24 protein-coding genes are annotated in these 26,195 nt (G+C 71.5%); 14 read left to right on the top strand and 10 right to left on the bottom strand.

Translation table 11 applies throughout. From position 1 onward, the window contains the following. Positions 1-113 precede the first annotated feature (113 nt). On the top strand, positions 114-1,562 hold the full coding sequence (locus EES42_RS01685) for an MFS transporter (RefSeq protein ID WP_241196278.1): 1,449 nt from the start codon (positions 114-116) through the stop codon (positions 1,560-1,562). An 18-nt stretch (positions 1,563-1,580) separates the two neighbouring features. Here EES42_RS01685 and EES42_RS01680 read toward each other — a convergent pair whose 3' ends face one another. From EES42_RS01680 to EES42_RS01665, 5 genes are all read right to left on the bottom strand, one after another. After that, positions 1,581-2,612, bottom strand: a complete 1,032-nt coding sequence (locus EES42_RS01680) for an alcohol dehydrogenase (RefSeq protein WP_124716306.1) — start codon at positions 2,610-2,612, stop codon at positions 1,581-1,583. A gap of 99 nt (positions 2,613-2,711) precedes the next feature. Then, positions 2,712-4,505, bottom strand: a complete 1,794-nt coding sequence (locus EES42_RS01675; protein WP_124716305.1) for an ABC transporter ATP-binding protein — start codon at positions 4,503-4,505, stop codon at positions 2,712-2,714. After that, positions 4,502-6,130 carry an ABC transporter transmembrane domain-containing protein gene (locus tag EES42_RS01670; RefSeq protein ID WP_241196199.1) on the bottom strand — a complete coding sequence of 543 codons (1,629 nt, stop codon included), beginning with the start codon at positions 6,128-6,130 and terminating at the stop codon, positions 4,502-4,504. The genes EES42_RS01675 and EES42_RS01670 overlap by 4 nt, the downstream gene beginning before the upstream one ends. A gap of 53 nt (positions 6,131-6,183) precedes the next feature. Next, complete coding sequence (locus EES42_RS44540; protein ID WP_164495138.1) at positions 6,184-6,639, bottom strand: hypothetical protein; 456 nt, start codon at positions 6,637-6,639, stop codon at positions 6,184-6,186. Beyond that, positions 6,636-6,896 (bottom strand): hypothetical protein, encoded by a 261-nt coding sequence (locus EES42_RS01665; RefSeq protein WP_124716304.1) that lies wholly within the window; start codon positions 6,894-6,896, stop codon positions 6,636-6,638. The genes EES42_RS44540 and EES42_RS01665 overlap by 4 nt, the downstream gene beginning before the upstream one ends. Before the next feature lie 104 nt (positions 6,897-7,000). Between EES42_RS01665 and EES42_RS01660 the strand changes: the two genes are divergently transcribed. The 3 genes from EES42_RS01660 (at position 7,001) to EES42_RS01650 (ending at position 8,357) form a co-directional block, all read left to right on the top strand. Then, complete coding sequence (locus EES42_RS01660) at positions 7,001-7,831, top strand: helix-turn-helix domain-containing protein (RefSeq protein WP_124716303.1); 831 nt, start codon at positions 7,001-7,003, stop codon at positions 7,829-7,831. Beyond that, on the top strand, positions 7,828-8,037 hold the full coding sequence (locus EES42_RS01655; protein WP_124716302.1) for a DUF397 domain-containing protein: 210 nt from the start codon (positions 7,828-7,830) through the stop codon (positions 8,035-8,037). Before EES42_RS01660 ends, EES42_RS01655 begins: the two co-directional genes overlap by 4 nt. Positions 8,038-8,147: 110 nt before the next feature. Next, positions 8,148-8,357, top strand: coding sequence for a DUF397 domain-containing protein (locus tag EES42_RS01650; RefSeq protein WP_124716301.1), 210 nt, complete (start codon positions 8,148-8,150; stop codon positions 8,355-8,357). A 24-nt stretch (positions 8,358-8,381) separates the two neighbouring features. Here EES42_RS01650 and EES42_RS01645 read toward each other — a convergent pair whose 3' ends face one another. Together EES42_RS01645 and EES42_RS01640 are read right to left on the bottom strand one after the other, a co-directional pair. Further along, positions 8,382-9,164, bottom strand: coding sequence for an isoprenyl transferase (locus tag EES42_RS01645; protein ID WP_124716300.1), 783 nt, complete (start codon positions 9,162-9,164; stop codon positions 8,382-8,384). A 53-nt stretch (positions 9,165-9,217) separates the two neighbouring features. Next, entirely contained in the window at positions 9,218-9,877 is a 660-nt protein-coding gene (locus tag EES42_RS01640; protein WP_241196198.1) for a GbsR/MarR family transcriptional regulator, read from the bottom strand. 204 nt (positions 9,878-10,081) lie between these two features. Here EES42_RS01640 and EES42_RS01635 point away from each other — a divergent pair, with 204 nt between their 5' ends. Together EES42_RS01635 and EES42_RS01630 are read left to right on the top strand one after the other, a co-directional pair. Then, positions 10,082-11,287, top strand: coding sequence for a cytochrome P450 (locus tag EES42_RS01635; protein WP_124716298.1), 1,206 nt, complete (start codon positions 10,082-10,084; stop codon positions 11,285-11,287). A gap of 3 nt (positions 11,288-11,290) precedes the next feature. After that, positions 11,291-11,503: a ferredoxin gene (locus EES42_RS01630; protein ID WP_124716297.1), complete on the top strand. Its 213-nt coding sequence runs from the start codon at positions 11,291-11,293 to the stop codon at positions 11,501-11,503. 280 nt (positions 11,504-11,783) lie between these two features. Here the strand turns inward: EES42_RS01630 and EES42_RS01625 are convergent, their stop codons facing one another. Further along, positions 11,784-13,646 (bottom strand): ABC transporter ATP-binding protein, encoded by a 1,863-nt coding sequence (locus EES42_RS01625; RefSeq protein ID WP_124716296.1) that lies wholly within the window; start codon positions 13,644-13,646, stop codon positions 11,784-11,786. Then, positions 13,643-15,481, bottom strand: a complete 1,839-nt coding sequence (locus EES42_RS01620; protein ID WP_124716295.1) for an ABC transporter ATP-binding protein — start codon at positions 15,479-15,481, stop codon at positions 13,643-13,645. The genes EES42_RS01625 and EES42_RS01620 overlap by 4 nt, the downstream gene beginning before the upstream one ends. 172 nt (positions 15,482-15,653) lie before the next feature. Between EES42_RS01620 and EES42_RS01615 the strand changes: the two genes are divergently transcribed. Genes EES42_RS01615 through EES42_RS01600 form a run of 4 tightly spaced genes read left to right on the top strand, consistent with a single transcriptional unit; the run spans position 15,654 to position 19,341 of the window. Further along, positions 15,654-16,556 carry an ABC transporter ATP-binding protein gene (locus EES42_RS01615; RefSeq protein WP_206433333.1) on the top strand — a complete coding sequence of 301 codons (903 nt, stop codon included), beginning with the start codon at positions 15,654-15,656 and terminating at the stop codon, positions 16,554-16,556. Between the two features lies 1 nt (position 16,557). After that, on the top strand, positions 16,558-17,349 hold the full coding sequence (locus tag EES42_RS01610; RefSeq protein ID WP_124716293.1) for an ABC transporter permease: 792 nt from the start codon (positions 16,558-16,560) through the stop codon (positions 17,347-17,349). A 32-nt stretch (positions 17,350-17,381) separates the two neighbouring features. Continuing rightward, the gene (locus tag EES42_RS01605; RefSeq protein WP_124716292.1) at positions 17,382-18,671 is read left to right on the top strand and encodes a sensor histidine kinase; all 1,290 of its coding nucleotides are present in this window, start codon (positions 17,382-17,384) and stop codon (positions 18,669-18,671) included. 19 nt (positions 18,672-18,690) lie between these two features. Continuing rightward, positions 18,691-19,341 carry a response regulator gene (locus EES42_RS01600; RefSeq protein WP_124716291.1) on the top strand — a complete coding sequence of 217 codons (651 nt, stop codon included), beginning with the start codon at positions 18,691-18,693 and terminating at the stop codon, positions 19,339-19,341. Between the two features lie 19 nt (positions 19,342-19,360). Here EES42_RS01600 and glgX read toward each other — a convergent pair whose 3' ends face one another. Beyond that, positions 19,361-21,583 (bottom strand): glycogen debranching protein GlgX, encoded by a 2,223-nt coding sequence (glgX, locus tag EES42_RS01595; RefSeq protein ID WP_206433332.1) that lies wholly within the window; start codon positions 21,581-21,583, stop codon positions 19,361-19,363. 153 nt (positions 21,584-21,736) lie between these two features. Here glgX and EES42_RS01590 point away from each other — a divergent pair, with 153 nt between their 5' ends. From EES42_RS01590 to EES42_RS01575, 4 genes are all read left to right on the top strand, one after another. Beyond that, positions 21,737-22,963, top strand: a complete 1,227-nt coding sequence (locus EES42_RS01590; RefSeq protein WP_124716290.1) for a L,D-transpeptidase — start codon at positions 21,737-21,739, stop codon at positions 22,961-22,963. Between the two features lie 213 nt (positions 22,964-23,176). Next, complete coding sequence (locus EES42_RS01585) at positions 23,177-24,421, top strand: L,D-transpeptidase (RefSeq protein WP_124716289.1); 1,245 nt, start codon at positions 23,177-23,179, stop codon at positions 24,419-24,421. Between the two features lie 88 nt (positions 24,422-24,509). Continuing rightward, a complete protein-coding gene (locus EES42_RS01580) occupies positions 24,510-25,277 on the top strand; it encodes an enoyl-CoA hydratase/isomerase family protein (protein WP_124716288.1) in 768 nt (255 codons plus the stop codon). A 251-nt stretch (positions 25,278-25,528) separates the two neighbouring features. Then, entirely contained in the window at positions 25,529-26,044 is a 516-nt protein-coding gene (locus tag EES42_RS01575; protein ID WP_124716287.1) for an ATP-binding protein, read from the top strand. The last annotated feature ends 151 nt before the right edge of the window (positions 26,045-26,195 follow it).

The following is a 26,195-nucleotide window of genomic DNA, read 5'->3' as shown; positions in this document are numbered from 1 at the left end:
GTGCTCCCGCCATGACTTCAGGACCGCACACCCCTGCCCCGCCCGCCCCCGCCCCACCGGAGCCCGCCGCCCCGCGCGCCGGGCGCCGTGAATGGATCGCGCTGGGCGTGCTGATGCTGCCGCTGCTCTTCGTCTCGATGGACGTCTCCATCCTCTTCTACGCCCTGCCGGCCATCGGCGCGGACCTTCGACCCGGCTCCACCCAGCAGTTGTGGATCCTGGACATGTACGGCTTCGTCCTCGCCGGACTCCTCATCACGATGGGAGCGCTCGGCGACCGCGTCGGCCGCCGGAAGGTACTGATCGCCGGCACGGCCGTGTTCGCCGCCGCCTCCGTCGCCGCCGCCTACGCGCAGTCCCCCGGGGCGCTGATCGCCGCCCGCGCACTCCTCGGCGTGGGCGGCGCCTGCCTGATGCCGTCCACCCTCGCCCTCGTACGCAACCTCTTCCACGACCCCGGGCAGAGGGCCCGGGCGGTCGCCGTCTGGACGACCGTGCTGGCCACCGGCATCTCCGTCGGCCCGGTCCTCAGCGGGGCGCTCCTCGAACACTTCTGGTGGGGCGCCGTGTTCCTCGTCAACCTGCCCGCCATGGCCCTGCTGCTCGTCCTCGCCCCGCTGCTGCTGCCGGAGTCCAAGTCGCCCGCACCGGGCAGGTTCGACACCCTGAGCGCGGTGCTCTCGCTCGCCGCGCTGCTGCCACTGATCCACGGCATCAAGGAGCTGGCCGCACACGGCTTCCGGCCGCTGCCGGTCCTCGGGATCACCGCCGGACTCTGCCTGGGCCTCGTCTTCCTCCGCCGGCAGGCCCGGCTCGCCCACCCGATGGTCGACCTCGCCCTGCTGCGCCGCCGCGCCTTCGGCGGATCGGTCGCCGTCAACCTGCTGGCCATGGCGGCCACGGTCGGATTCGCCCCGTTCTTCTCCCAGTACATGCAGTCCGTCCTGGGCAAGAGCCCCTTCGAGGCGGCGATGTGGAGCCTGGTCCCGTCCCTCGGCGTGCTGGTCGCCGCGCCGGCGGGCGGTGCGCTCGCCCGCCGGTTCGACCGCGGATACGTGATGGCCGGCGGATTCCTCGTGTCCGCCGCGGGCTTCCTGTGGCTCACCCGGACCGGGGTGGACTCGCCGCTGTGGACGACGCTCGCCGGGTCCGCCGTCTACGCGGGCGGCCTGGTCGCCGCGATGACCCTCGCCAATGAACTCGCGCTGGGCGCCGCACCGCCCGAGCGCGCGGGCTCCGCCGCCGCCGTCCTCGAATCGGGCCAGGAGCTCGGCGGCGCCCTCGGGATGGCGCTGCTCGGCTCGGTCGGCGCCGCCGTCTACGGCCGGGACATGAACGCCGCGGTGCCCGCCGCCGTGCCCGACGCGGCACGGGAGACGCTGGGCGGCGCGGTCGCGGTGGCCCGGCAGCTCCCGCACCGGCTGGGGGAGACGGTGCTCGCCTCGGCGGACCGGGCCTTCACCCACAGCCTCGGCATGGCCGCGGCCGGTGCCGCCGCCGTGATGACCGGCGCCGCCGTGCTCTGCGTCGTACTGCTCCGGCGCCTGCGCACACCGCGCTGAGGCCCGCGGCGGCCGGGGTCAGGCGTTGGTGAGCACCATCCGGAAGCGGGCGGCACCGGACAGCATCCTCCGGTACGCCTCCTCCACCCCGTCCAGCGGCACCGGCTCGGTCATCGGGCGGATCCCGTGCAGGGTGCTGAACGCCAGGGTGTCCTGCACGTCCTGCGCGGTGCCGGCCGGATGGCCCCGGACGACCTTGCCCGACATCAGCAACTGGTTCGGGCTGATCCCCATCGGCTCCGGGTCCGCCCCGATGACCACCAGCTCGCCGCGCGGCGCGAGCCCGTCCACGGTCGCCGTGATGGCCGCGGAGTTGGCGGCGGTGGCCAGTACGACCCTGGCCCCGCCCAGGGCCTGGAGCGCGTCCGCGGCTCCGGTGCCCGCGGTGCTGTCGATGTAGTGGTGGGCACCGAGCTCCTTCGCGAAGTCGGCCTTGGCGGCCCCCCGGGCGATCGCCACCGTCTCGAAACCCATCGCGGCCGCGTACTGCACGCCCAGGTGACCGAGGCCGCCGATGCCCAGCACGGCGACCAGGTCACCCGGCCGGGCGGAACTGCGCCGCAGCCCGTTGAACGTGGTCACCCCCGCACAGCCCATCGGCGCCGCGTCGACCGCCGACAGCGCGTCGGGGATCCGGGCCAGGGCGTCCGCCGGGACGACCACGCTCTCGGCGTAGCCGCCGTCGTACGCCCACCCGGGCACCTTGAGGTTCAGGCAGACCATGAAGTCGCCCTGCCGGCAGGGCGTGCAGTGGCCGCAGCTGCCGCCGAACCAGCCCACCGCCACCCGGTCGCCCACCTGCCAGGCGCTCTGCGTGCCCTCGCCCAGTACCTCGATCCGGCCGGCGATCTCGTGCCCCGGGACCACCGGGAACCGTACGCCCGGCAGCGCGCCGTCCACGAAGAACGCGTCGCTGTGACAGACCCCGCAGGCGTCCACGGAGATCCGGACATGGCCCGGCCCCGGCTGCGGCATCGCACGCTCGACGATCTCGAAGGGGCCGCCGGCGGCTGCGGCCTGCGCGGCTCGGTAGGTACTGGGGACGCTCATCTGGATCTCTCCGGGTCATGGACGGACGGCCCCCCGGACCAGCAGACCAGCTCCGCCCCGCCCGCGCGCGCCGAGCGGGGCGGACGGGGGGCAGGGCCTTCAGGACGAGGGCGGGGCCTTCAGGGCGGAGGGCGGCCGTTCGCCGTGCCAGGAGCGCCAGAGCGCGGCGTACGCGCCGCCCGCCGCCACCAGCTCGTCATGGGTGCCCAGTTCGGCTATCCGGCCGTCCTCCATCACGGCCACCCGGTCGGCGTCGTGCGCCGTCTGCAGGCGGTGCGCGACGGCGACCACGGTCCGGCCTTCGAGAACGGCGGCCAGCGCCCGCTCCGTGTGCCGGGCGGTCCTCGGGTCCAGGAGCGCGGTGGCCTCGTCGAGTATCAGCGTGTGCGGATCGGCCAGCACCACGCGCGCCAGGGCCAGCTGCTGCGCCCGTGCGCCGTCCGGCCGGTGCGCCCCGTGGCCCAGATCGGTGTCCAGGCCGTCCGGCAGCTCGTCGGCCCAGCCGGCGCCGACCGCGGCCAGTGCCGCGCGCAGTTCGTCGTCGGTGGCGTCGGCCGAGGCGATCCGCAGATTGTCCCGGACCGTGCCGAGAAAGACGTGGTGCTCCTGGGTGACCAGGACGACATGCCTGCGCAGCCGCTCGGGGTCCAGCCCGGCGACCGGCACCCGTCCGACCGTCACCGAGCCGGTGCGCGGCGAGTCCAGGCCGGCCAGCAGCCTGCCCAGGGTGGTCTTGCCCGCGCCGGACGGGCCGACGATCGCCAGCCGCTCGCCGGGACGGACCGTCAGATCGACACCGTGCAGTACGTCGCCCCCGCCGTCGTAGGCGTACCGCACATCCGTCACCTCGATCCGGTCGTCGGCCGGTGCGGGGGAGGCGGCCGGTGGTACGTGCGCCGCCGGGGCGAGACCCTCGACCCTGGCGAAGGAGGCGCCGCTGCTCTGGAGCTGTTCCAGCCGCTGGAGGATGGTGTCCAGGGGCTGGGAGAGCTGCCGCAGATACAGGGCCGAGGCGACCACCGCGCCCAGGCTCACCGCGCCGTGGTCGTGCAGTACGCCCCCGGCCAGCAGGACACCGGCCACCGGAACGACGTACGAGACGTCCACGGCCGGAAAGAGCACACTGCGCAGGAACAGCGTCCTGGTCCGGGTCCTGCGGCACTCCTCGACGGCCGCATCGCACGCTTCGGTACGGCGCTGCTGAAGCCCGAGCGCCTCGACGGTGCGGGCCCCGGCCGCGGTGGCCGCGAGCTGCTCCGCGAGCGCCGAGTTGGCGGCCCCCTCGGCCAGGTACGCGGTGAGCGCCCGGCGCAGGTACCAGCGGGCGGCGAACCAGATCCCGAGCAGCCCCAGCACCCCGCACGCCCCGAGCAGCGGGTCGAGCGCGAAGACCGCGCCGAGGACGAACAGCGCCTGCACCGCGGCGATGAGCACCTCGGGCCCGGTGTCCCTCAGCGTGGCCCCGACCGAGGCGACATCGGTGGTGCCCCGGGTCAGCAGATCGCCCGTCCCGGCCCGCTCGACCACCGGGGCGGGCAGCGCGAGCGTCCGGTCGGTGAACTCCTCGCGGATCCGCGCCAGCGTCCGCTCACCGAAGCGGTGTCCCACGTGACCGGCCCAGCGGACCAGCAGGAGCTGCGCCACGGCGAAGACGAGGATGGTGAGCGCCAGGCGGTCCACCACGGCCACCCCGGCGCCCGCCCCGACCTCGTCGACGATGCGGCCGAGCAGCCACGGGCCGACGAGCCCGGCAGCGGCGGCCAGCGCGTTGAGGCCGATCATGGCGGCGAACACCCGGCCGTCCAGCCGGATCAGCCGGAGCGCCGCCCGGAGTGTCCGGGACGGTTCGGCGATGGGCAGGCCTCGGTACGCGGGTCCGGGTCCGGTGGTCATCGCACGGCCTCCCTGGACGGCGGGACGGTTTCCTCGCCGCCGGGGTCGTCGTCGGCACCGCGTGACACCAGGAGGCGGTAGCCGGGCTCCCGGTCCAGGAGTTCGCGGTGGCTGCCGACGGCCGCGACGCGACCGTCGACCAGGTAGTACACGGTGTCCGCCCGGTCCAGCAGGAGCGGGGAGGCAGTGGTGACGACCGTGGTGCGGCCGGAGCGTGCGGCGCGCAGCCGGGCCGCCATGGCCGCCTCGGTGTGCGCGTCCACCGCCGAGGTGGGCTCCACCGCCAGCAGCACCTCGGGATCGGCGAGCAGGGCCCGGACCAGCCGGACGCGTTGGCGCTGGCCCCCTGAGAGGTTGCGGCCCTGCGCGTCGACGGGCGAGTCCAGCCCGTCCGGCAGCCCGCGCACGATGTCCTGCGCCACGGCCGCGTACAGGGCCCGGCCGATGGACTCCTCGTCCCGGTCCCGGGCGCCGCCGATCACCTCGCGCAGCGGACCTGCGAACAGATCGGCCTCGTTGTCCGCGACCAGGATCCGCCGGCGCACCTGCGTCAGGTCGATCTCGTCGATGCGTATCCCGCCCCAGGTCGCGGCGGACCCGGTGAACCGGCCGAGCCGCTCGACCACCGCCGCGGACTCCGACGGCCGGGCACCGGCCAGCGCGGTCAGCCGCCCGGGCACCACCTCCACGCCGGACGCCGGATCACGCAGTACGGACGGCTCGGCGGGCGCCGACCAGTCCGCGTCTCCGCCCGCGGAATCGGGCTCCAGGACCAGGAAACGGATGACCCGGCGGGCGGCGACCAGCCCGCGGCTGAGGCCGTAGCCGCCCTCGATGAAGAACGAGACCGGCACCACGAGCACCGCCGCGTACCCGTAGACCGCGACCAACTCGCCGATGCTGATGGTGCCTTGAGCGGCCATCCGGGCCGCCAGCCAGGTCACGACCCCGAGGAACAGAGTGGGCAGGCCGACACCGAGGGCCTGGATCCAGCTGGTCACCGCGCCGACGCGGTACCCCTGCGCCCGCAACTCCTGCGAGCCGCGCCGGTAGCGCTCGGCGTACACCTCCTTGCCGCCGATGCCGTTGAGCACGCGCAGGCCCCCGGCCATGTCCGCGAAACGGCCCGCCAGCTCACCCTGCCGCTCCCGGTACGCCGTCTCGACCCCCTGCAACCGCCCCAGCAACGGGCCGACCAGCACCGCGAGCAGCGGCACCCCGAGCAGCACCACGGCGGCGAGCAGCGGCTCCACGGCCAGCAGCAGCGCGGCCACGACGACGAAGGCGAGGACCGCGCCGACACCGGGGCCGGTGATGGTCAGCGTGTTGGCGATCACGCCGACATCGCCGAACCCGATCGTGACGACCTCACCGGCCGTGACCCGGCGCGGCAGCGCCCCGCCCAGCCGGGTCGCCTGCGCGACCACGGCCCGCACGGAACGGAAGGCGGCGTCCAGCCGCACCCTGGTCATCGTGCGGTGCCGCATGATGGCCAGCCAGGCGTTCAGCACCCCCACACCCAGCAGCGCCGCGACCCACCCGGCCAGCACGGGCCACCGCCCCGGTTGCAGCCCGTCGTCGATGGCGCGGGACAGCAGGTACGGCGGCAGCGTCAGACACACCATCCAGGCACTGCCGAGCAGCGCACCGGCGGCGACCCGGCTGCGCTGGCAGACGATCAGCCACCACAGGTACCGAACGGCGCTGCGGCAGTCAGGGGGGCGTACGGGGTGCGACGAGCGATTTCTGATCTTGATCCCTCCCCAAGGTGACGGCGGAGCGTGTTCGCGGGCGCCTGTTCCACGGATCGTACGGACAGCGTGTACGTGCAGTCCGCGTCGGGGACGACGACGAGGAGCGGGGCGCCGCGCCTGATGTGCGCCTGGGCGGCGCGTTGGCTCTCGCGGTCCTCGTACCAGGCGCGGAGCTCCGCGAGGTGGTCGTCGAGGCCGAGCCGGTCCGCGATCCACAACGCCTGCCCGCCGAGCCAGCGCAGTGCGAGGACGGGGGAGATGGTCCGGAAGGTGCCGAGGACGTACCGCGCCGTTTCGTCCGTACCGCACACAAGCCCTTCGGCAAGCGCCTCGCACCGGTAACTCGGCTGCCAGGGCTCTGTGTTCACATCGCCGGTCACAGGATCCGCCCCTCGCTCCGGGCATTGCGCCGCGAGATCTCGGCCCGCAACCGCTCTATGGGACTGGGCTCCCGTACGTATACGGGCTCCGCCTCCCACTCCGTCCCGCCGCAGACCGGCCGCAGGGACCAGTACGGGCCGGCCACTCCCCGGAACTCACCCACCCGGTCGCGACGGCTGGTGTCCACCAACATCGTGCCGGGGGCGGGGACTTGTGGGGGCTTCTGCTCGCTCAGGGGGCTGTCTTGCGCAGACATGGGCCACTCCTCTCCGTAACGGTTCCGCTACCAAGGGGGATCAGCGTGGCTTAGAGTCGGGGGGTCTTCAACTTACGTAGATTGACAGGCAAGTTAGGTGACAGATGGTGAACCGAAAGGATCTGGACCCCGATCGGTCGCCGAGTGCGGCGTTCGGGGCACGTCTTCGCAGCTTGCGGGATGAGCGCGGCTGGACTCAGGACGAACTCGGCGAGCGCATGGGGTGCTCCGGGGCTCACATTTCTGCTGTTGAAACTGGGCGACGGAAACCAACTCAACAGTTCGCAGCAAGTGCTGACAGGACATTTGGAACCGGAGGCCGGTTCGAACGTCAGAGCCGGGCCGTCAGACACAGAGCGTTGCTTGAGGGGTTTCCGGAGTACGTCACTCACGAGGCGCGCGCAGTAGAGATCAGGCTCTACGAAGTCGGCGTCATACCCGGCCTGCTCCAGACGCCGGAGTACGCATCAGCGCTCGGAGACAGCACGGTGAAGCGAGGCGTTGCCTCGCGGGAGCAAGCCGACGAGCGGATTGCGCTGGTTGCGCAGCGCCAAGCATCGCTCGCACGAACGCCACCCCCGTTGGTTTTCGTCGTGCTGGACGAAAGCTGTCTCCTCCGCCCCATCGGGGACGGCTCGCTCATGGACGTGCAGTTTGCTCGCTTGATCGAGTTTGCGGAGCTGCCGAACACCGTGCTCCAAGTCGCCCCATTCAACATCGGAGTTCGTCGCCCGATGACCTTGCCGGTGACCGTGCTCACGATGCCGGACCGTTCGCTCATGTCGTACGCAGAGTCTGCCAATCGGGGCCATCTTGAGCGGGACAGCCCATCTGTGTTGCCCATCCTGACGGACTACCATCAACTGCAGGCCGAAGCGCTGTCGCGAGCGGCGTCCGTGGCCATGATCAGCCAGTTACGAAAGGGCACCCCGTGACGACCGAGTCCCCCCGTTGGTTCAAGTCCTCATTCAGCGAGAACGGCGGCCAGTGCATCGAGGTCGCCGCCAACCTCGTCGGCTCGCTCGGCGTGGTCCCCGTCCGCGACTCGAAGAATCCTGGCGGCCCGGTGCTGAACACCTCCGCCGCGTCGTTCGCCTCGTTCGTGGCGGGCGTCAAGGCCGGAGAGTTCGGCGCCGTCTGACCGGTCGGCTTCGCGGGTACTGATACCGAGTGCGACGTGAGCCCCGTCATGCTCCCTGGCGATCCGCCGGGAGCGTGACGGGGCTTCAAGCGGCTACGAAAGGGCATCCCGTGACGACCGAGTCCCCCCGTTGGTTCAAGTCCTCCTACAGCAGCAACGGCGGCGCCTGTGTCGAGGTCGCCGCAAACTTCGTCGGCTCGCTCGGCGTGGTTCCCGTCCGCGACTCGAAGAACGTGACCGGCCCGGCGTTGAATGCCTCCGTCGTGTCGTTCGCCTCGTTCGTGGCGGGCATCAAGGCCGGGGAGTTCGGCGCCGTCTGACCGTCTCCCCGGCGCCGAAGACGGTCATTTGCCGAATCGCCGTTCACGACTCGCGTACGAGCGAAGTGCGCGCAGGAAGTCCACGTGACGGAAAGCCGGCCAGTAGCAGTCCACCCAGTGCATCTCGGCGTACGCGGACTGCCAGAGAAGGAAGCCGGACAGCCGCTGTTCTCCGGAGGTCCGGATGATGAAGTCGGTGTGGTCGGCCGTCGGCGAGTACAGATGCCGGGAGATGTCCTCGATCTCGAACCGCTCGACCAGCTCGGCAGGGTCGCCACCGGCAGCGATGTGCTCCTCGAAGGCGCTCTTCACCGCATCGACGATCTCCCGCCGGCCGCCGTAGCCCACCGCGACGTCCACCTTGAGCCCGCCGCGCCCCGTGGTCGTGGCGGCGGCCTCCTTGAGCACTCGGGCACTGGCGCCGGGCAGCATGTCGAGCGAGCCGATCACCTGGACCTCCCAGGAGCGGTCTGCGGCCGTGATGTCCCGGACGGTCTCTTCGATGATCTCGATCAGCGGGCCGAGCTGCTCGGCGGGGCGCCCGAGGTTGTCGTCGGAGAGCATGAAGAGGGTCACGCGCTCGATTCCGTCGGCAGCGCACCAGCCCAGGAACTCGGTCGTCTTGGCGCCGCCCGCCCGGTACCCCTCCCGGACGTCCGTGTGACCCGCCTGCCGAGCCCAGCGCCGGTTGCCGTCGAGCATGATCCCGACATGCTGGGGCCGTGGCAGCCCCGCCAGCGTGGCGGCCAGTCGGCGCTCGTACACCGCCTCGATCGGCCGGCGGAGGAACAACGGGAGCAGCCTCATGCAGCATCTCCATCGCGTTGTGGAAGTTCCCGGCGGACCCTACCAGGGGTGCATCACGCCAGGAGGCCGCGCGAACGGTCGGCCGACTCCAGCATGTCCAGGCTGACCCGCTCCAGGAATGCCCCCGCCTTGGCCATCCGCTGCCCCACGGGGCTGTCCGGCCCGGACGCCTCCGCCATGGTCATCGCGGACCGCGCCGTTTCGAGGGTCTGCCGCGCGCTGAGCACGACGGACTGGTACCAGGCCTCGTCGTCGATCACGTAGACATCGCGCCGCCGCTGCGGATCGCGTTCGCGCCGGACGTAGCCGTGCTGCACGAGGTAGTTCACGGCCAGGGAGACGGAGGCGGGGCTGACCTTCAGCCTGCGGGTCAGTTCGGCCGCGGTGCGCCTGCCCTCCTCGGACAGCAGCAGGTCCATGTGCACGCGCGCCATCATCCTCGGCAGCCCCGCCCGGACCGCCGCCTCGATGATCTCCTCTCCCACCGTGTCGTCCGGTGACGCGGCCGCGCGCGAGGGTGCCGGTGTGCCACGCCGCGCCCGCAGGCCCGTCGCCCGGTGCGCCTGCTGGGGCCGGTAGCCGCCGGAGCCGCCGTTGCGGGCGATTTCCCGGCTGATCGTCGAGGGCGGCCGGTCGAGCCGTCTCGCGATCTCGGAGTAGGAGAGCCCCTCGGCGATTCCGGCCGCGATGCGCTGGCGGTCCTGCTCGGTCAACCGTTCTCCTGGCATGCCGTCAGTATTGCTTTCGCCGTCATTCATTGCAACGCGATATTGCATTCGACCGCATCGTCATTGCATCAATTTATGACTGTTGACCTGCATGAATGCATTTCCGTCGATTGACAGGAATTCTGAATGCGACGTAGCTTTCAAGCATCGCCAAACGCGTACTATCGCGAGATGGACGGGGAAATGATCATGGGTGAGTTACTGCACACCGTCACGACGATGCCGGCGGAGCGCCGGTCCGGCTGCCCCTTCGACCCGCCGGCCGAGCTGCTCGACGCCCACCGGCACGGCCCCATCAGCCACTACACCTTCCCCGGCGGAGAACCCGGCTGGCTGATCACCGGATACGACCTGGTCAGGTCGGTCCTGGCCGACTCGCGGTTCAGCTCGCGCAGGGAGTTCATGCTCCATCCGACCATCGACTACGGAGACATGAAGGCACCCCCGGCGCCGCCCGGAGAGTTCCTGCTCATGGACGAGCCCCAGCACAGCCGCTATCGGAAGCCGCTGATGGGCAAGTTCACCGTGCGGCGGATGCGGCTGCTCACCGAGCGCATCGAGCAGATCACCGCCGACCACCTGGACGCCATGGAGGCGGCCGGGCCCTCGGCGGACCTGGTGACCGCGTTCGCCAAGCCCATCCCCGCCATCGTGATCTGTGAACTGCTGGGAGTGCCGTACCAGGACCGGGAGTCCTTCCAGGAGCAGGTCGACTCGTTCATGAACGGGGAGACCAGCGACGAGGACCTGATCGCGGCCTATACCGCGACCCAGAACTACCTCGCGGAGCTGGTGGCCGCCAAGCGTGCGAACCCCACCGACGACGTGCTCAGCGACCTCGTCGACAGCGATCTGACCGACGAGGAACTGAGGGGGATGGCCCTGCTCCTGCTGGCGGCCGGGCTCGACACCACCGCGAACATGCTGTCCCTCGGCACCTTCGCGCTGCTGCGCAACCCGGAGCAACTGGCCGCGCTGCGCGCCGATCCCGCGCTCGCCGACCGGGCCGTGGAGGAACTGCTGCGGTACCTCAGCGTCGCCAAGACGTTCATGAGGACGGCGCTGGAGGACGTAGAGGTGGGTGGCAGGACCATCGAGGCCGGATCGCGGGTGATCCTCTCGTACAACACCGCCAACCGCGACCCCGAGCGCTTCACCGATCCCCACGCGCTCGACCTTCACAGGCAGGGCGGCGGGCACCTGGCCTTCGGGCACGGCATCCACCAGTGCCTGGGGCAGCAGCTGGCCCGCGTCGAGATGAAGGTCGCCTTCCCCGCGCTGTTCAACCGCTTTCCCGCGCTGCGTCTGGCCGTGCCGCCGGAGGAGGTTGCCCTGCGTCCGGAGACCGCGGACATCTACGGGGTGAAGAGCCTCCCGGTCACCTGGGAGGCCTGAGCCATGAGGGTCACCGTGGACGCCGGGCGCTGCGTCGGCTCCGGAATGTGCGTGTTCACCGCCGGTGAGGTGTTCGACCAGGACGAGGACGACGGCAGGGCGATCGTGCTGCGACCCGAGCCGCCCGCCGGGACACGGGACGCGGTCCGCCGGGCCGCCGACCTGTGCCCCGCCGGGGCGATCGCCCTGTCGGCCCCCGGTACCCCGGTTCCGTAGGCGGTCGCCCCTGGACGGCCGCCACTCGCCCCGGCGGCCGTGACCCGGCGCGGCGGTCAGGTCGGCTCGACGTCCACTTGATGGACTTGATGCTGATGCCCTTCGGGTGCTCCTCGCTGGTCAGGCGGCCCTTGTTTCCGCGGACGAGGTGGTGGTCGCCCCCGCCGTACGAGTACTTCGCGGCGAATTCCCGTTCAATTGACTGGGCATGGCGCATTCCTTTGCTGCCGGTGAAGTCGCGGATCGTGGAGCCCGCCCCGCCCCGTCCATTCCCGCCACGTCACGTCAGGCTCTCCCGCCACGCCCGGTGCAGACCGGCGAAGCGGCCGGTCCCGGCGACGAGTTCGGCGGGGGTGCCGTCCTCCACGATGCGGCCGTGCTCCATCACCAGGACCCGGTCCGCGATCTCCACCGTCGACAGGCGGTGGGCGATGACCACCGCGGTGCGGCCGTGCAGCACCGTGTCCATGGCCCGTTGCACCGCCCGTTCGCCGGGGACGTCCAGGGAGCTGGTCGCCTCGTCGAGGATGAGGACCGCCGGGTTGGCGAGCAGGGCGCGGGCGAAGCCGACCAGCTGGCGCTGACCGGCCGAGATCCGGCCGCCCCGCTTGCGTACGTCCGTGTCGTACCCGTCGGGCAGCCCGCTGATGAAGTCGTGCGCGCCGATCGCCTTGGCGGCCTGCTCGATCTCCGCGCGGGTCGCGTCCGGGCTGCCGATCGCGATGTTCTCGGCGACCGTCCCGGAGAACAGGAACGCCTCCTGGGTCACCATCACCACACCCCGCCGCAGCTCCGGCACGTCCAGGTCCCGCAGGTCCGTGCCGTCGAGCAGCACCCGTCCGTCCGTCGGGTCGTAGAAGCGGGCCAGCAGCTTGGCCAGCGTCGACTTGCCCGCGCCCGTCGATCCGACCACGGCGACGGTCTGGCCGGCCGGGATCGTCAGGTCGAAGCGGGGCAGCACCTCGCCGCCGGTGCGGTAGGCGAAGCGCACCTGGTCGAACACGACCTCGCGGCCCGGGTGTTCACCGGTCAGGGGCGGCAGCTCGCGCGGGTCCGACGCCTCGGGGACGGACGGGGTCTGGGCCAGCAGCCCCGCGATCTTCTGCAGCGAGGCCGCGGCCGACTGGTAGGAGTTGAGGAACATGCCGAGCCGGTCGATCGGGTCGTACAGCCGGCGCAGATAGAGCACGGCCGCGGCCAGCACGCCGAGCGCCAGGGTGCCCGACGCCACCCGGTACGCGCCCCAGAGCACCATTCCGGCGACCGCCGTGTTGGCGACCAGCCGGGAGCCGACGACGTAGCGCCCCATCTCCAGCATCGCGGAGCCGTTCGCCCACCGGTGCGTGTTGTTGAGGTCCTCGAAGTGCGCGTCGTTCACGGGCTCGCGGCGGAACGCCTGGACGGGACGGATGCCGTTCATCGTCTCCGCGAACTTCACGATGACCGCGGCGATCGCCGTGGACCGCCCGGAGTACAGCACCCCGGCCCGCCGCTGGAAGCGCCGCACCAGCAGATACAGCGGTACGAGGGAGAGCACGGCCAGCGCGCCCAGGCCGAAGTCCAGCCAGAGCAGCATCAGCGAGATGGAGACGAAGGACAGGACGACGACGATCAGTTCCTGGAGCCCCTCGCTGAGCAGCTCCCGCAGCGACTCCACGTCCGTGGTGGAACGGGAGATCAGCCGGCCCGAGGTGTAGCGCTCGTGGAAGTCCACGCTGAGCGCCTGCGCATGACGGAAGATCCGTCCGCGCAGATCGAGCAGCACGTCCTGGTTGAGCCGGTAGGAGATCCTGATGAACGCGTACTGCATGCCCCCGGCCGCCGACGAGCACAACGCGTACCCGACCGCCACCGCGATCAGCGGCCCGTACCGCTCGTCCCGGAACGCGGGCACCGCGCTGTCGATGGCGTACGCGACGAGCAGCGGTCCGGCCTGCACCGCGGCCTGCTGGACCAGCAGCATCAGCGCGGCGACCACCACCCGGGCCTTGTGCGGCCGCAGCAGCGAACTCAGCAGTGCCCCGGTCGCACCGGCCGGGGTGGGCAGATCGTCCCGGTCGAACCGGTCCCCGGCGCCGTCGGCGTTCGCGGCGCTCCCGGTGGGTTCGGCGGGGACTGTGTCCGTGGTCGTCGTACTGGTCATCGGGTGAGGCCTTTCTCGGCGGGGAAGGCGTCCTCGGCGGGCGCGTCCGGGGCGTCCGGCGCGCCCTCCGCGCCCGACATCAGCCAGGCGTACTCGGGGCTGCTGCGCAGCAGTTCCTGATGGGTGCCGACGGCGGCGATCCGGCCCTGCGAGAGCAGCGCCACCCGGTCCGCGAGCATCACGGTGGACGGCCGGTGCGCGACCACGATCGCCGTGGTCTCCGCCAGTACCTGCCGCAGGGCGGCCTCCACCAGTGCCTCGGTGTGCACGTCCAGCGCGGAGAGCGGATCGTCCAGCACCAGGAAGCGCGGCCGGCCGACCACCGCGCGGGCCAGCGCGAGCCGCTGCCGCTGGCCGCCGGAGAGGCTGAGCCCCTGCTCACCGACCTGGGTGCCGACGCCCTCGGGCAGCTGGTGCGCGAAGTCCGCCTGGGCGATGGCCAGCGCCCTGCGCAACTCCTCCTCCCCGGCGCCGTCGTCGCCCATCAGCACGTTCTCCCCGACGCTCGCCGAGAAGAGCGTCGGCTCCTCGAAGGCCACCGACACCAGCTCGCGCAGCTGCTCCCGGGACATGGCGGTGATGTCCGTACCGTCCAGGGTGATCCGCCCCGCGGTGGCTTCGTGCAGCCGCGGGACCAGGGCGGTGAGCGTCGTCTTGCCGGAACCCGTGGCCCCGACCAGCGCCATCGTCTCGCCGGGCCGGATCCGCAGATCGATCCGGGACAGCACGGGTACGGAGCCGGGCTCCGCGTCGGGATAGCGGAACTCCACGCCCTCGAAGACCATTTCGCCCCGCGCCGGGCCGCTGCCCGCAACGGGCCCGTCCGCGCCGGACGTGTCGTCCTCCTCGGCCACGTCCATCACCTCGAAGTACCGCTCGGTGGCCGTCGCCGACTCCTGGCTCATCGCCAGCAGGAAGCCGATCGACTCGACCGGCCACCGCAGCGCGAGCGCGGTGGAGAGGAAGGCGACCAGGGTGCCCGCGGAGAGCTCGCCGTCCGCGACCTGAACGGTGCCGAGCACCAGCGCCGCGCCGATGGCCAGCTCCGGAATCACGGTGACCGCGCCCCAGATGGCCGCCAGGAGCCGGGCCTTGCCCAGCTCCGTGGTGCGCAGCCGCTGCGAGAGGGTGCGGAAGGCGCGGGCCTGGCTGCGGTGCCGGCCGAAGCCCTTGATGATCCGGATGCCGAGCACACTCTCCTCGACGACCGTCGTCAGATCGCCGACCTGGTCCTGGGCCTTGCGCGCCACGACCGAGAACTTCGTCTCGAAGGCCGAGCAGATGATCATCAGCGGAACGACCGGAATGAGCAGCACCAGCCCCAGCGCCCACTGCTGCATCAGCAAAATGACAAAGCCGATCAGGATCGTTACCCCGTTGACCACCAGGAACGTCAGCGGGAAGGCCAGGAACTGACGCAGCAGCATCAGGTCCGTGGTCGCGCGAGAGAGCAGCTGCCCCGACGCCCAGCGGTCGTGGAAGGCCACCGGCAGCCGTTGCAGATGCCGGTACAGATCGGCCCGCATCGCGGCCTCGACCCCGGCCAGCGGCCGCGCCACCATCCACCGCCGCACCCCGAAGAGCGCGGCCTCACCGATGCCCAGCAACAGCAGATACAGCGCCCCGAGCCAGACCCCGCCGGGGTCCCGGTCCGCCACCGGGCCGTCGACCATCCACTTCAGTACGAGGGGGATCACCAGGGCGATACAGGACGCGGCGACCGCCACCAGCGCGGCGCCGAACAGCCGGTGCCGTACCGGTTTCACATAGGGCCACAGCCGCAACAGGGACTGAACCGTGGACCGATCCTTGGGCTCTGCATGTTCTTTGGGCATCACAGCCGAGACTACGGTTCACCCCTGACACCGCTCATGTGGTTTTTCGGCCGACCGGCGCCGACCGGGGCACGGTCCCGCAGGTCGTAGCCCGTATCAACCGATCGGCCGACGCCGCTTCGAGCGCGATGGACGATGGTGCGCCGGCCGCCGCGCCCCGATGCTCGTGGGCATGGCAATCATCGAAGTGGACGGGGTGCGCAAGTCCTACGCCGGGCGCCCCGTGGTCGACGGCGTGAGCTTCGCCGTCGACGAGGGGGAGATCTTCGGGATCCTCGGCCCCAACGGCGCGGGCAAGACCACCACCGTCGAGTGCGTCGAGGGGCTGCGGATCCCCGACGCGGGCAGGGTCCGCGTCGCCGGTCTCGACCCCGTCGCCGACCACGACCGGGTCACCGGGCTGCTCGGCGCCCAGCTCCAGGAGAGCGAACTCCAGCCCAAACTCACCGTGGCCGAGGCGCTCGAACTGTACAGCGCCTTCTACCCGGACCCCGCCGACTGGCGGGAGCTCGCCGAACGGCTCGGCCTGCACACCGTGTACGGCACCCGGTTCGCCAAACTCTCCGGCGGCCAGAAGCAGCGGCTGTCCATCGCGCTCGCCCTGGTCGGCGGACCGCGGGTGGTGGTGCTCGACGAGCTGACCACCGGCCTGGACCCGCGGGCCCGCCGGGACACCTGGAAGCTGATCGAGGACGTACGCGACAGCGGCGTCACCGTCCTGCTGGTCACCCACTTCATGGAGGAGGCCAGACAGCTCTGCGACCGGATCGCCGTCATCGACAAGGGGAAGGTCGTCGCCCTCGACACCCCGTCCGGCCTGATCGGCAGCTCGGGCAGCTCCACGGTCATCTCCTTCACCCCCTCGCGGCCGCTCACCGACACCGAGCTGGGGCAGCTGCCCGGCGCGGCCTCCCTGGAGCGCGAGGGCGACCGGATCGTCATCAGCGGCACCGACGAGACGGTCAACGCGGTGATCTCCCTGCTGGCCCGGCACCGCATCACCGCACACCGGCTCCGCGTCTCCGAGGCGACGCTCGACGACGCCTTCCTCGACCTCACAGAACAGGCTGTCTGAGATGACCACGGCGAACCCCGCCCCGGCGACGGCCCCCGCGACGGCCTCCGCCGCCTCCGCGCACCGTGCGGTGCTCCGTTCCGAGATCCGGCTCTTCCTCCGCGAACCCGGCAGCCTGTTCTGGATCATGGTCTTCCCGACCGTGCTCCTGACGATCCTCGGTCTCATCCCCTCCTTCCGGGAGCACACCGACGAACTCGCGGGACGGCGCGTCATCGACCTCTACGTACCGGTGGCGGTGCTGCTCGGCATGATCATGGCCGGGCTCCAGGCCATGCCGCCGGTCCTCACCGGCTACCGCGAACGCGGCATCCTGCGCCGGATGTCCACCACCCCGGTACGCCCCTCCGCGCTGCTCACCGCGCAGATCGCGCTGCACGGCGTCGCCGCCCTGGGCTCCGCCGCACTGGCGATGGCCGTCGGCCGAATCGGCTTCGGCGTCGCACTGCCCGGGCAGCCGCTCGGCTACGCCCTGGCGCTGCTGCTGGCCGTGGCGAGCGTGCTGGCGCTCGGCTCGCTGCTCTGCGCCCTCGCCCGTACGGCCAAGGCGTCCGCCGCCATCAGCTCGGTCGTCTACCTCCTGATGATGTTCACCGCCGGGGTCTGGATCCCGGTGCAGAGCATGCCCGACACCCTGCGCACCATCGTCCGGTTCACCCCGTTCGGCGCCGCCTCCGAGGCGCTGGACCGGGCGGCGTCCGGCGGCTGGCCCGGCTTCGCCCAGCTCGGCGTGATGGCGCTGTGGACGGCTCTGGTGACCTTCCTCGCGGCCCGTCTCTTCCGCTGGGAGTGACCAGGACGCCGGGGACGGGGAGACTGCACCCCATGAAGGCGTGGGACACGGCGACGGCGCACCGGAACGACACGGTGAACGCCGAGCACGGATGGGAACGGTTCTTCAGGTACGGGCCCTACGGGTTCCTCGGCCTGAGCACCTGCGTCTCGGCCGTGAGCGCCTCGTTCATCATGGACCGCGCGGACGTGTACGCCGCCGCGGTGCTGGTGCCCGTCGCTCTCGCCCTCCAGCTCTGGTGGGGGCGGGTCGGGCCGACGGTCGTCCCCTGGTCGCGGACGCCGCAGTGCTACTACGTCGCCCGCACCCTGATCGCCTTCGCACTGACCTGGTGCAACGCGTTCTTCTCCGTGTACGCGATCCTCGGGTACTTCGACACCGGGCGGCTGCTCCCGACCCGGGCGGTCCGCCCCGGGCTGCTGGTCACCGCCGTCATCATGGCGGGTGCGCAGTGCGGCAGCGGCCTGCCGCCGGTCTCCCCGATGAACTGGGTCGCCTTCGCCGCCCTGTTGGGTCTGCACGGAACGCTCAGCATGGTCTTCGCCAGGATCGGCGACCGCGAGGCCGACCACGCCCGCACCCAGGTCGACACCATCGCCGAACTGGAGTCGGCCAACGCCCGCCTCGAACAGGCCCTGGCGGAGAACGCCGGGCTGCACGCCCAACTCCTTGTCCAGGCCCGCGAGGCGGGTGTCGCCGACGAGCGCCGCCGGCTCGCCGCCGAGATCCACGACACCCTGGCCCAGGGCCTGACCGGCATCATCGCCCAGCTCCAGGTGGTGACCTCGATCGGCGAGACCGACCCGGCGCTGGCCCGGGTACATCTGGACCGCGCCGCCACGCTCGCCCGGCACAGCCTCGGCGAGGCCCGCCGCTCGGTCCACGACCTGGTCCCCTCGGCGCTGGAACACGACGACCTGCCGGGCGCGCTGAAGCGCACGGTCACCGACTGGGCGGAACGTCACGAAGTCCGGGCCGAGTTCACCGTCACCGGCACCGTCGAGCCGGTCCACGACGAGATCGCCGCCACCCTCCTGCGGATCGCGGAGGAGGCCCTCGCCAACGTCGGCCGCCACGCCGGGGCCTCCCGGGCCGGGGTAACGCTGTCGTTCATGGGCGACGAACTCACCCTGGACGTACGGGACGACGGCTGCGGCTTCGACCCGTCCGCCCTGCCGCCGGCCGGCGGTGCGGGCGGCTTCGGGCTCGGCGGCATGCGGGCCCGCGCCGAGCGCATCGCGGGCACGGTCGAGGTGGAGACGGAACCGGGCCGGGGCACGGCGGTCAGCGTCCGGGTGCCCCTGGTCCGGTACGGCCGATGACCAGTACGGTTGACCTGCCATGGCTCAGGAACCCGCACGCGTCATCACACTCGTCGTCGTCGACGACCATCCCGTCGTACGGGACGGTCTGCGCGGCATGTTCGATTCGGCCCCGGACTTCCGGGTGCTGGGGGAGGCGTCGAACGGGCTGGAAGGGGTCGAGATGGTGGGCCGGCTCGACCCCGACGTCGTCCTGATGGACCTGCGGATGCCGGGCGGCGGCGGGGTCGCCGCCATCGCGGAGCTGACCGGGCGCGGTGCCCGGTCCAAGGTGCTGGTGCTCACCACGTACGACACCGACTCCGACACGCTGCCCGCGATCGAGGCCGGGGCGACCGGCTACCTGCTCAAGGACGCGCCCCGCGACGAACTGTTCACCGCCGTCCGTGCCGCCGCCGACGGCCGCACCGTGCTCTCGCCCACTGTCGCCTCCCGGCTCATCTCACGGGTGCGCACCCCGGCGGCCGCGGGCAGCGAGGCGCTGTCGGGCCGTGAGCGCGAGGTGCTGGAGCTCGTCGCGAAGGGCACCTCGAACCGGGAGATCGCCGCCGAACTGTTCATCAGCGAGGCGACCGTGAAGACCCATCTCACCCATGTCTTCGCCAAGCTGGGCGCCAAGGACCGGGCCGCCGCCGTGGCGATCGGCTACGACCGGGGCATCCTCGGCTGACCCGGCCGCCCGCACCCGCTCACTCCTCGACGCGCAGCAGCAGCACCGACCTGGGCGGCACGGTCAGCGTCGCGTCGCCCGGGTGGACGGTGCCGGGGGCCGCGGTCTGGTCCTCCCGCGAGGTGTCCAGGACCAGTTCGTAGCTCTGCGCCCACGGCGGTCCGGGCAGCCGGAATCCGGCCGGGCGGTGGTCGGCGTGCAGGATCGCCAGGAAGCTGTCGTCGGTGATCTGCTCGCCCCGTGCGTCCCGGCCGGGGATGTCGCGCCCGGAGAGGAAGAGGCCGACCGTGGCGGCCGGCGCGTACCAGTCGCCCTCGGTCATCTCCGTACCCCGCGGGGTGAACCACGCCAGGTCCCGCAGCCCGTCCGCCGCCTGCGGCAGCCCGGAGAAGAAGGCCCGGCGGCGCAGCACCGGGTGGGTGCGGCGCAGCCGCAGCAGCCGCGCCGTCAGCTCGGTCAGCTCCCGCCATCCGGGCTGTTCGAGCAGCGACCAGTCCAGCCAGCCCGTCTCGTTGTCCTGGCAGTACGCGTTGTTGTTGCCGCCCTGCGTACGGCCCATCTCGTCGCCCGCGACCAGCATCGGCACGCCCGTCGACAGCAGCAGTGTGGTCAGCAGGTTGCGCAGCTGGCGGCGGCGCAGCGCGTTGACGGCGGGGTCCTCGCTCTCGCCCTCGGCACCGCAGTTCCAGGCCCGGTTGTCGTTCGTGCCGTCCCGGTTGCCCTCGCCGTTGGCCTCGTTGTGCTTCTGCTCGTAACTCACCAGGTCGCGCAGGGTGAAGCCGTCGTGCGCGGTGACGAAGTTGACCGAGGCGTACGGGCGCCGGCCGCCCCAGGCGTAGAGATCGCTGGACCCGGTCAGCCGGTAGCCGAGGTCCCGTACGTCGGGCAGGGCGCCGCGCCAGAAGTCCCGCACGGCGTCCCGGTAGCGGTCGTTCCACTCGGTCCACAGCGGCGGGAAGGCGCCCACCTGGTAGCCGCCGCTGCCGACGTCCCACGGCTCGGCGATCAGCTTCACCCGGCGCAGCACCGGGTCCTGGGCGATCACCGCGAGGAACGGCGAGAGCATGTCGACGTCGTGCATGGAGCGGGCCAGCGCGGCCGCCAGGTCGAAGCGGAAGCCGTCGACGCCCATCTCCGTCACCCAGTAGCGCAGCGAGTCGGTGATCAGCCGCAGTACGTGCGGCTGGACCACGTGCAGGGTGTTGCCGCAGCCGGTGTAGTCGGCGTAGCGGCGGGCGTCGGGCTGGAGGCGGTAGTAGCCGCGGTTGTCGATGCCGCGCAGCGACAGCATCGGACCGAGCTCGCCCGCTTCCGCCGTGTGGTTGTAGACCACGTCGAGGATCACCTCGATCCCCGCGTCGTGCAGCGCCCGGACCATCCGCTTGAACTCGCCGACCTGGCCGCCCGCCGTGCCGCTCGCCGAGTAGTCGGCGTGCGGGGCGAAGTAGCCGATCGAGTTGTAGCCCCAGTAGTTGCGCAGACCGCGTCTCAGCAGATGGTCCTCGTGGGCGAACTGGTGCACCGGCAGCAGCTCCACCGCCGTCACCCCGAGCCGCAGCAGATGCCCGACGGCCGCCGGATGGGCGAGACCGGCGTACGTGCCCCGGAGCTCCTCGGGGATGCCGGGGTGCCGCTCGGTGAAGCCGCGCACATGCAGCTCGTAGATGACGGAGTCCGCCCACGGGGTCTTCGGCCGGTGGTCCTCGGCCCAGTCGTCGTCGTCATGGACCACGACCCCCTTGGGAACGTACGGAGCGGAGTCCCGCTCGTCGCGGACGGTGTCGGCGACATGCTGCTCCGGCCAGTCCCTCACATGGCCGTACACCTCCGGCGGAAGAGTGAAAGTGCCGTCGACCGCCCGCGCGTAGGGATCGAGGAGCAGCTTCGCCGGATTCCAGCGGGCCCCGGTCCAGGGATCCCAGCGGCCGTGCACCCGGTAGCCGTAGCGCTGCCCCGGCCGCACCCCCGGTACGAAGCCGTGCCGGATCTCATGGGTCAGCTCGGTCAGCGCGAGCCGGCGCTCGGTCCCGTCCTCGTCGAAGAGACACAGCTCGACGGAATCCGAACCACCGGCCCAGAGCGCGAAGTTGGTGCCCGCGACCCCGTCGGGACCGACCCGGAACCGGGCCCCCAGCGGGCTCGGGGCGCCGGGCCACACGACGGGCGGCCGCCCCCGTACGGCCCTGCTCCCGGCGGCCGTACCCGGCTCCCGCACTGCCTCCTGCTCGGCTGCGCTCGACACCTGCTCGCCTCCCGCGGCTCGTGGGGACCGGCACCGAAAAGGAGCGCACGGCGTCCCGGCCGCGGCTCCCCGAATGTGGTCCTCCCCCTGTTTCTGCCCACCCGGGCGCCCGCACTCACGTTTCCCCCGACCGGCCCCCGTCGTTGGGCGGGCGTGAACCACGTAGCGAAGAGGGCGGTGGCGAGCAGGGCCACCGCGCCGACATGGGCAGGATTGTTCGTCGTGCTGGCCGTACTGACCGGCTGCACCGGCACCGGATCGATCTTCGGCGGGTCTGCGGGCCCGCCGCAGGAGGCGATCCAGGTCACCCCGCGGGACGGGGCCAAGAACATCGGCCCGGACGGGCGGCTCGCGGTGAAGGCCCCCGACGGGCGGCTGGAGAGCGTCGAGGTGACCCGGACCGAGGGCGCGCGGCGCCGGGCGGTGCCGGGCGAGATCGCGCGGGACGGGCGCTCCTGGGCGCCCCGGGGGAGCGAGGGCCGGATCAGGCTCGGCGCCAAGTACACCGTGGACGCGGTGGCCGTGGACGGCTCGGGGAACCGCACCACCCGCCACAGCACCTTCACCACGCTCGTTCCCAAGCACCGCTTCATCGGCTACTTCAAACCGGAGAACCGGTCCACGGTGGGCACCGGCATGATCGTCTCCTTCGACTTCAGCCGGCCGGTCACCCACCGCGCGGCCGTGCAGCGGGCCATCAAGGTGACGGCCGTACCGCCGGTCGAGGTGGTGGGGCACTGGTTCGGCGCGGACCGGCTCGACTTCCGCCCCGCCGAGTACTGGAAGCCGGGCACCGAGGTGACCGTCGAGATGGCGCTGCGCGACGTGGAGGGCGCGCCGCACGTGTACGGAACCCAGGACAAGAAGGTCGTCTTCCAGATCGGCCGCTCGCAGTCGTCCCTGGTCGACGCGGCCGCGCACACCATGGAGGTGCGCCGCGACGGGGAACTCGTCTCCACCATTCCGATCACGGCGGGCGCCGCGGGGAAGACGACCACGTACAACGGGAAGATGGTGGTCAGCGAGATGCACGAAGTGACCCGGATGGACGGCCGCACGGTCGGCTTCGGCGGCGAGTACGACATCAAGGACGTCCCGCACGCCATCCGGCTCACCGACTCCGGCACCTTCCTGCACGGCAACTACTGGTCGGACGAGGGCATCTTCGGCTCGGAGAACGTCAGCCACGGCTGTGTCGGGCTGGAGGACGTGCGGGGCGGCAGCAGCGACACCCCGGCCGGCCGGTTCTACGACCGGACGCTCATCGGCGACGTGGTCGAGGTCGTCAACTCCGAGGACAAGAAGGTCGCGCCGGACAACGGGCTCGGCGGCTGGAATCTCGACTGGACCCGGTGGAAGGCCGGCTCCGCCCTGCGCTGAGGCCCCGCCGGGCCGCCCCGCCCCGGAGTCCCGTGCCACCTGGCAGAAGTCCCGGGACAACTTGGGACTGAACGGTGACATCCGGGGGGTCATTTCCACACGGCCGGTGTGATTATCTTTCGCTGAGCGTGCATGTGCAGCGCGCGGGGGAGGGAGCCTTCGGGCTCCCGGGGGCCTTGGCGGGGCCAGGCCGTGTGAGGGGAGACAACCACATTGAACGGGCAGCCGATATCGGGGACATCGGCCGGGGCGAACGGCGTGCGGGGCGGGCGAGGGTCCACCGGACTGCTGGCTCTGGTACTGGGCGCACTGCTGTTGACGGTGACGGCGTGCGGCGGGGGAGACGACGCGGGCGGCGGCAAGGGCGGCGCGGGGAAGGCCGAGGACACCTCGGCCTCGCAGGCCGTGGTGACCGTCGCGCCCAAGGACGGCGCGGACTCCGTGGCCACCAGCGGGGCGCTGAAGGTCTCGGCCGACCAGGGGAAGCTGACCACGGTCAAGGTCTCGGACCCCAAGGGCACCGAGGTCGCGGGGAAGATCGCGGCGGACGGCGCGAGCTGGGCACCGGACCAGCACCTGGCCGCCGCGACCAAGTACAAGGTCCACGCGATCGCCAAGGACTCCAAGGGCCGTGAGTCGGCCAAGGACACCAGCTTCACCACGCTGGTCCCGCAGAACACCTTCATCGGGCAGTACACCCCGGAGGACGGTGCCACGGTCGGCGTCGGGATGCCCGTCTCGATCCACTTCACCCGCGGCATCACCGACCCGGACGCGGTCGAGAACGCCATCAAGGTGACGGCCGAGCCGTCCGTCCCGGTCGAGGGCCACTGGTTCGGCAACGACCGGCTCGACTTCCGCCCGGAGGATTACTGGGCCGCGGGCACCAAGGTGACCGTGAAGCTCAACCTCGACGGTGTCGAGGGACGCCCCGGTGTCTACGGCAAGCAGGCCAAGACGATCTCCTTCACCATCGGCCGCAAGCAGGTCAGCACGGTCGACGCGAGCACCCACCGGATGAAGGTCGTCCGCGACGGTCAGCAGATCAAGGACATCCCGATCTCGGCGGGCGCCCCGGCGACCACCACGTACAACGGTCAGATGGTCATCAGCGAGAAGCTCAAGGTGACCCGGATGAACGGTGACACCGTCGGCTTCGGCGGCGAGTACGACATCAAGGACGTGCCGCACGCGATGCGTCTGTCGACCTCGGGCACCTTCATCCACGGCAACTACTGGGGCGCGTCCGGCATCTTCGGTTCGACCAACACCAGCCACGGCTGTGTCGGTCTGCAGGACGTGCGCGGCGCCTGGAGCAAGAAGACCCCGGCCGCCTGGCTCTTCGACAACTCGCTCATCGGCGACGTCGTGGTCGTGAAGAACTCGCACGACAAGACGATCCAGCCGGACAACGGCCTCAACGGCTGGAACATGTCCTGGTCGGAGTGGACCAAGTAGTCCTCCGCGCAAGCCGTACGGAGCGGGCCCGGTGCTGTGACCAACAGCACCGGGCCCGCCCGTGTTAGCGGCAGTTAACCTGCCTCTCATGACCGCAAACCTCGAAGTACGCGACGGTGTCGGCACGATCCTGCTGGACCGCCCGCCCATGAACGCCCTGGACGTCGCCACCCAGGACCGGCTGCGTGAACTCGCCGAGGAGGCGACCCGGCGCGACGACGTGCGCGCCGTGGTCCTCTACGGCGGCGAGAAGGTGTTCGCGGCGGGCGCGGACATCAAGGAGATGCAGGCGATGGACCACCCGGCGATGGTCGTACGGTCCAAGGCGCTGCAGGACTCCTTCACCGCGGTGGCCAGGATCCCCAAGCCGGTCGTCGCCGCCGTCACCGGCTACGCGCTGGGCGGCGGCTGCGAGCTGGCGCTCTGCGCCGACTTCCGCATCGCCGGCGACAACGCCAAGCTCGGCCAGCCCGAGATCCTGCTCGGGCTGATCCCGGGCGCGGGCGGCACCCAGCGCCTGGCCCGGCTGATCGGTCCGTCCCGGGCCAAGGACCTGATCTTCACCGGCCGCCACGTGCGGGCCGAGGAGGCCCTGGCGATCGGTCTGGTGGACCGGGTGGTGCCCGCCGCCGAGGTGTACGAGCAGGCGCACGCCTGGGCCGCCAAGCTGGCCAAGGGACCGGCGCTGGCGCTGCGTGCCGCCAAGGAAGCCATCGACGCCGGCCTGGAGACGGACATCGACACCGGGCTCACGATCGAGCGGAACTGGTTCGCCGGACTGTTCGCCACCGAGGACCGGGAGCGCGGAATGCGCAGCTTCGTCGAAGAGGGTCCGGGCAAGGCCAAGTTCCTCTGACCGAACGCCAGTTGGGCACAGGTTGACGCGCGTTCATCCGTGCGGGCGGATTGGCTGGACCTTGAGGCAACCTTGAGGTCCAGCTCCCCGATGGCCCGGTCGACCGCCGTCGGAGAGGGTGTTCATGCAGGTCAGCAGGGCTTTGGTGGGTCGCATTCTGCCACCGGCATATGCCTGACGACGCTCACGGAACGGTGTGTTCCGGGGGGCGGATTCCTCCGGAACGGCCACGGGGCACCCGTCTTGCGGCCATGATGGTCTCCATGGCGGGCCTGGAGGGTGTGGAACAGCCGCGACCGCACAGTGGTGCGACAGCGGCGCGCTGGATGCCGGTCGTCGAGGACGAACAGGCGTTCAAGGCGCTGGAGTTGTTCGGAAATCCGACGGAGGGTGAAGTCAGGCTGCCCTCCCGTCCGGAGTCCGCGGCCACCGCCCGACGGCTCACCTCGTGCGTGGTGCTGCACCAGTGGGCGCTCTCCCCGCAGACCGCCGAGTACGCCGTGCTGCTCGTCTCGGAGCTCGTCGGCAACGCGGTGCGCCACACCGGCGCCCGGGTCTTCGGGTTACGGATGCTGCGCCGCCGGGGCTGGATCAGGATCGAGGTGCGCGACCCCTCGCGCGGGCTGCCCTGTCTGATGCCGGTCCAGGAGATGGACGTCAGCGGGCGGGGTCTCTTCCTCGTCGACAAGCTCTCCGACCGCTGGGGCGTGGATCTGCTGCCGCGGGGCAAGACCACCTGGTTCGAGATGCGGATCTCCGACCGCTGACCCCGGCCGGTGCCCGGAAGCACAGCAGCCCCCGGTCCGCCGTGGTGAGGCGCTTCGGGGGCTGCTGTGTGGGGGCCGTGAAATGGGGGGTGTGTTCACGGCCGCTTGTGACGACCGGGCTCGGGTCATGCGGTCGTGTGACCGACTATGG

The organism is Streptomyces sp. ADI95-17 (genome assembly GCF_003846175.1).
Taxonomy (GTDB): Bacteria; Actinomycetota; Actinomycetes; order Streptomycetales; family Streptomycetaceae; genus Streptomyces; species Streptomyces sanglieri.
The sequence above is the reverse complement of the archived record's forward strand: the minus strand, read 5'-3'. Positions and strand labels throughout refer to the sequence as shown.

Bases quoted from the DNA above. Each gene is read 5' to 3' on its own strand.
- EES42_RS01605 (WP_124716292.1), top strand. From the start codon at position 17,382: ATGAAGGCGTGGGACACGGCGACGGCGCACCGGAACGACACGGTGAAC.
- EES42_RS01685 (WP_241196278.1), top strand. From the start codon at position 114: ATGCTGCCGCTGCTCTTCGTCTCGATGGACGTCTCCATCCTCTTCTAC.
- EES42_RS01660 (WP_124716303.1), top strand. From the start codon at position 7,001: ATGGTGAACCGAAAGGATCTGGACCCCGATCGGTCGCCGAGTGCGGCG.
- EES42_RS01675 (WP_124716305.1), bottom strand. From the start codon at position 4,505: ATGACCACCGGACCCGGACCCGCGTACCGAGGCCTGCCCATCGCCGAA.
- EES42_RS01635 (WP_124716298.1), top strand. From the start codon at position 10,082: ATGGGTGAGTTACTGCACACCGTCACGACGATGCCGGCGGAGCGCCGG.
- EES42_RS01670 (WP_241196199.1), bottom strand. From the start codon at position 6,130: ATGGTGTGTCTGACGCTGCCGCCGTACCTGCTGTCCCGCGCCATCGAC.
- EES42_RS01645 (WP_124716300.1), bottom strand. From the start codon at position 9,164: ATGAGGCTGCTCCCGTTGTTCCTCCGCCGGCCGATCGAGGCGGTGTAC.
- EES42_RS01600 (WP_124716291.1), top strand. From the start codon at position 18,691: ATGGCTCAGGAACCCGCACGCGTCATCACACTCGTCGTCGTCGACGAC.
- EES42_RS01610 (WP_124716293.1), top strand. From the start codon at position 16,558: ATGACCACGGCGAACCCCGCCCCGGCGACGGCCCCCGCGACGGCCTCC.
- EES42_RS01620 (WP_124716295.1), bottom strand. From the start codon at position 15,481: ATGCCCAAAGAACATGCAGAGCCCAAGGATCGGTCCACGGTTCAGTCC.
- EES42_RS01625 (WP_124716296.1), bottom strand. From the start codon at position 13,646: ATGACCAGTACGACGACCACGGACACAGTCCCCGCCGAACCCACCGGG.
- EES42_RS01575 (WP_124716287.1), top strand. From the start codon at position 25,529: ATGATGGTCTCCATGGCGGGCCTGGAGGGTGTGGAACAGCCGCGACCG.
- EES42_RS01580 (WP_124716288.1), top strand. From the start codon at position 24,510: ATGACCGCAAACCTCGAAGTACGCGACGGTGTCGGCACGATCCTGCTG.
- EES42_RS01665 (WP_124716304.1), bottom strand. From the start codon at position 6,896: ATGTCTGCGCAAGACAGCCCCCTGAGCGAGCAGAAGCCCCCACAAGTC.
- EES42_RS01615 (WP_206433333.1), top strand. From the start codon at position 15,654: ATGGCAATCATCGAAGTGGACGGGGTGCGCAAGTCCTACGCCGGGCGC.
- EES42_RS01680 (WP_124716306.1), bottom strand. From the start codon at position 2,612: ATGAGCGTCCCCAGTACCTACCGAGCCGCGCAGGCCGCAGCCGCCGGC.
- EES42_RS01630 (WP_124716297.1), top strand. From the start codon at position 11,291: ATGAGGGTCACCGTGGACGCCGGGCGCTGCGTCGGCTCCGGAATGTGC.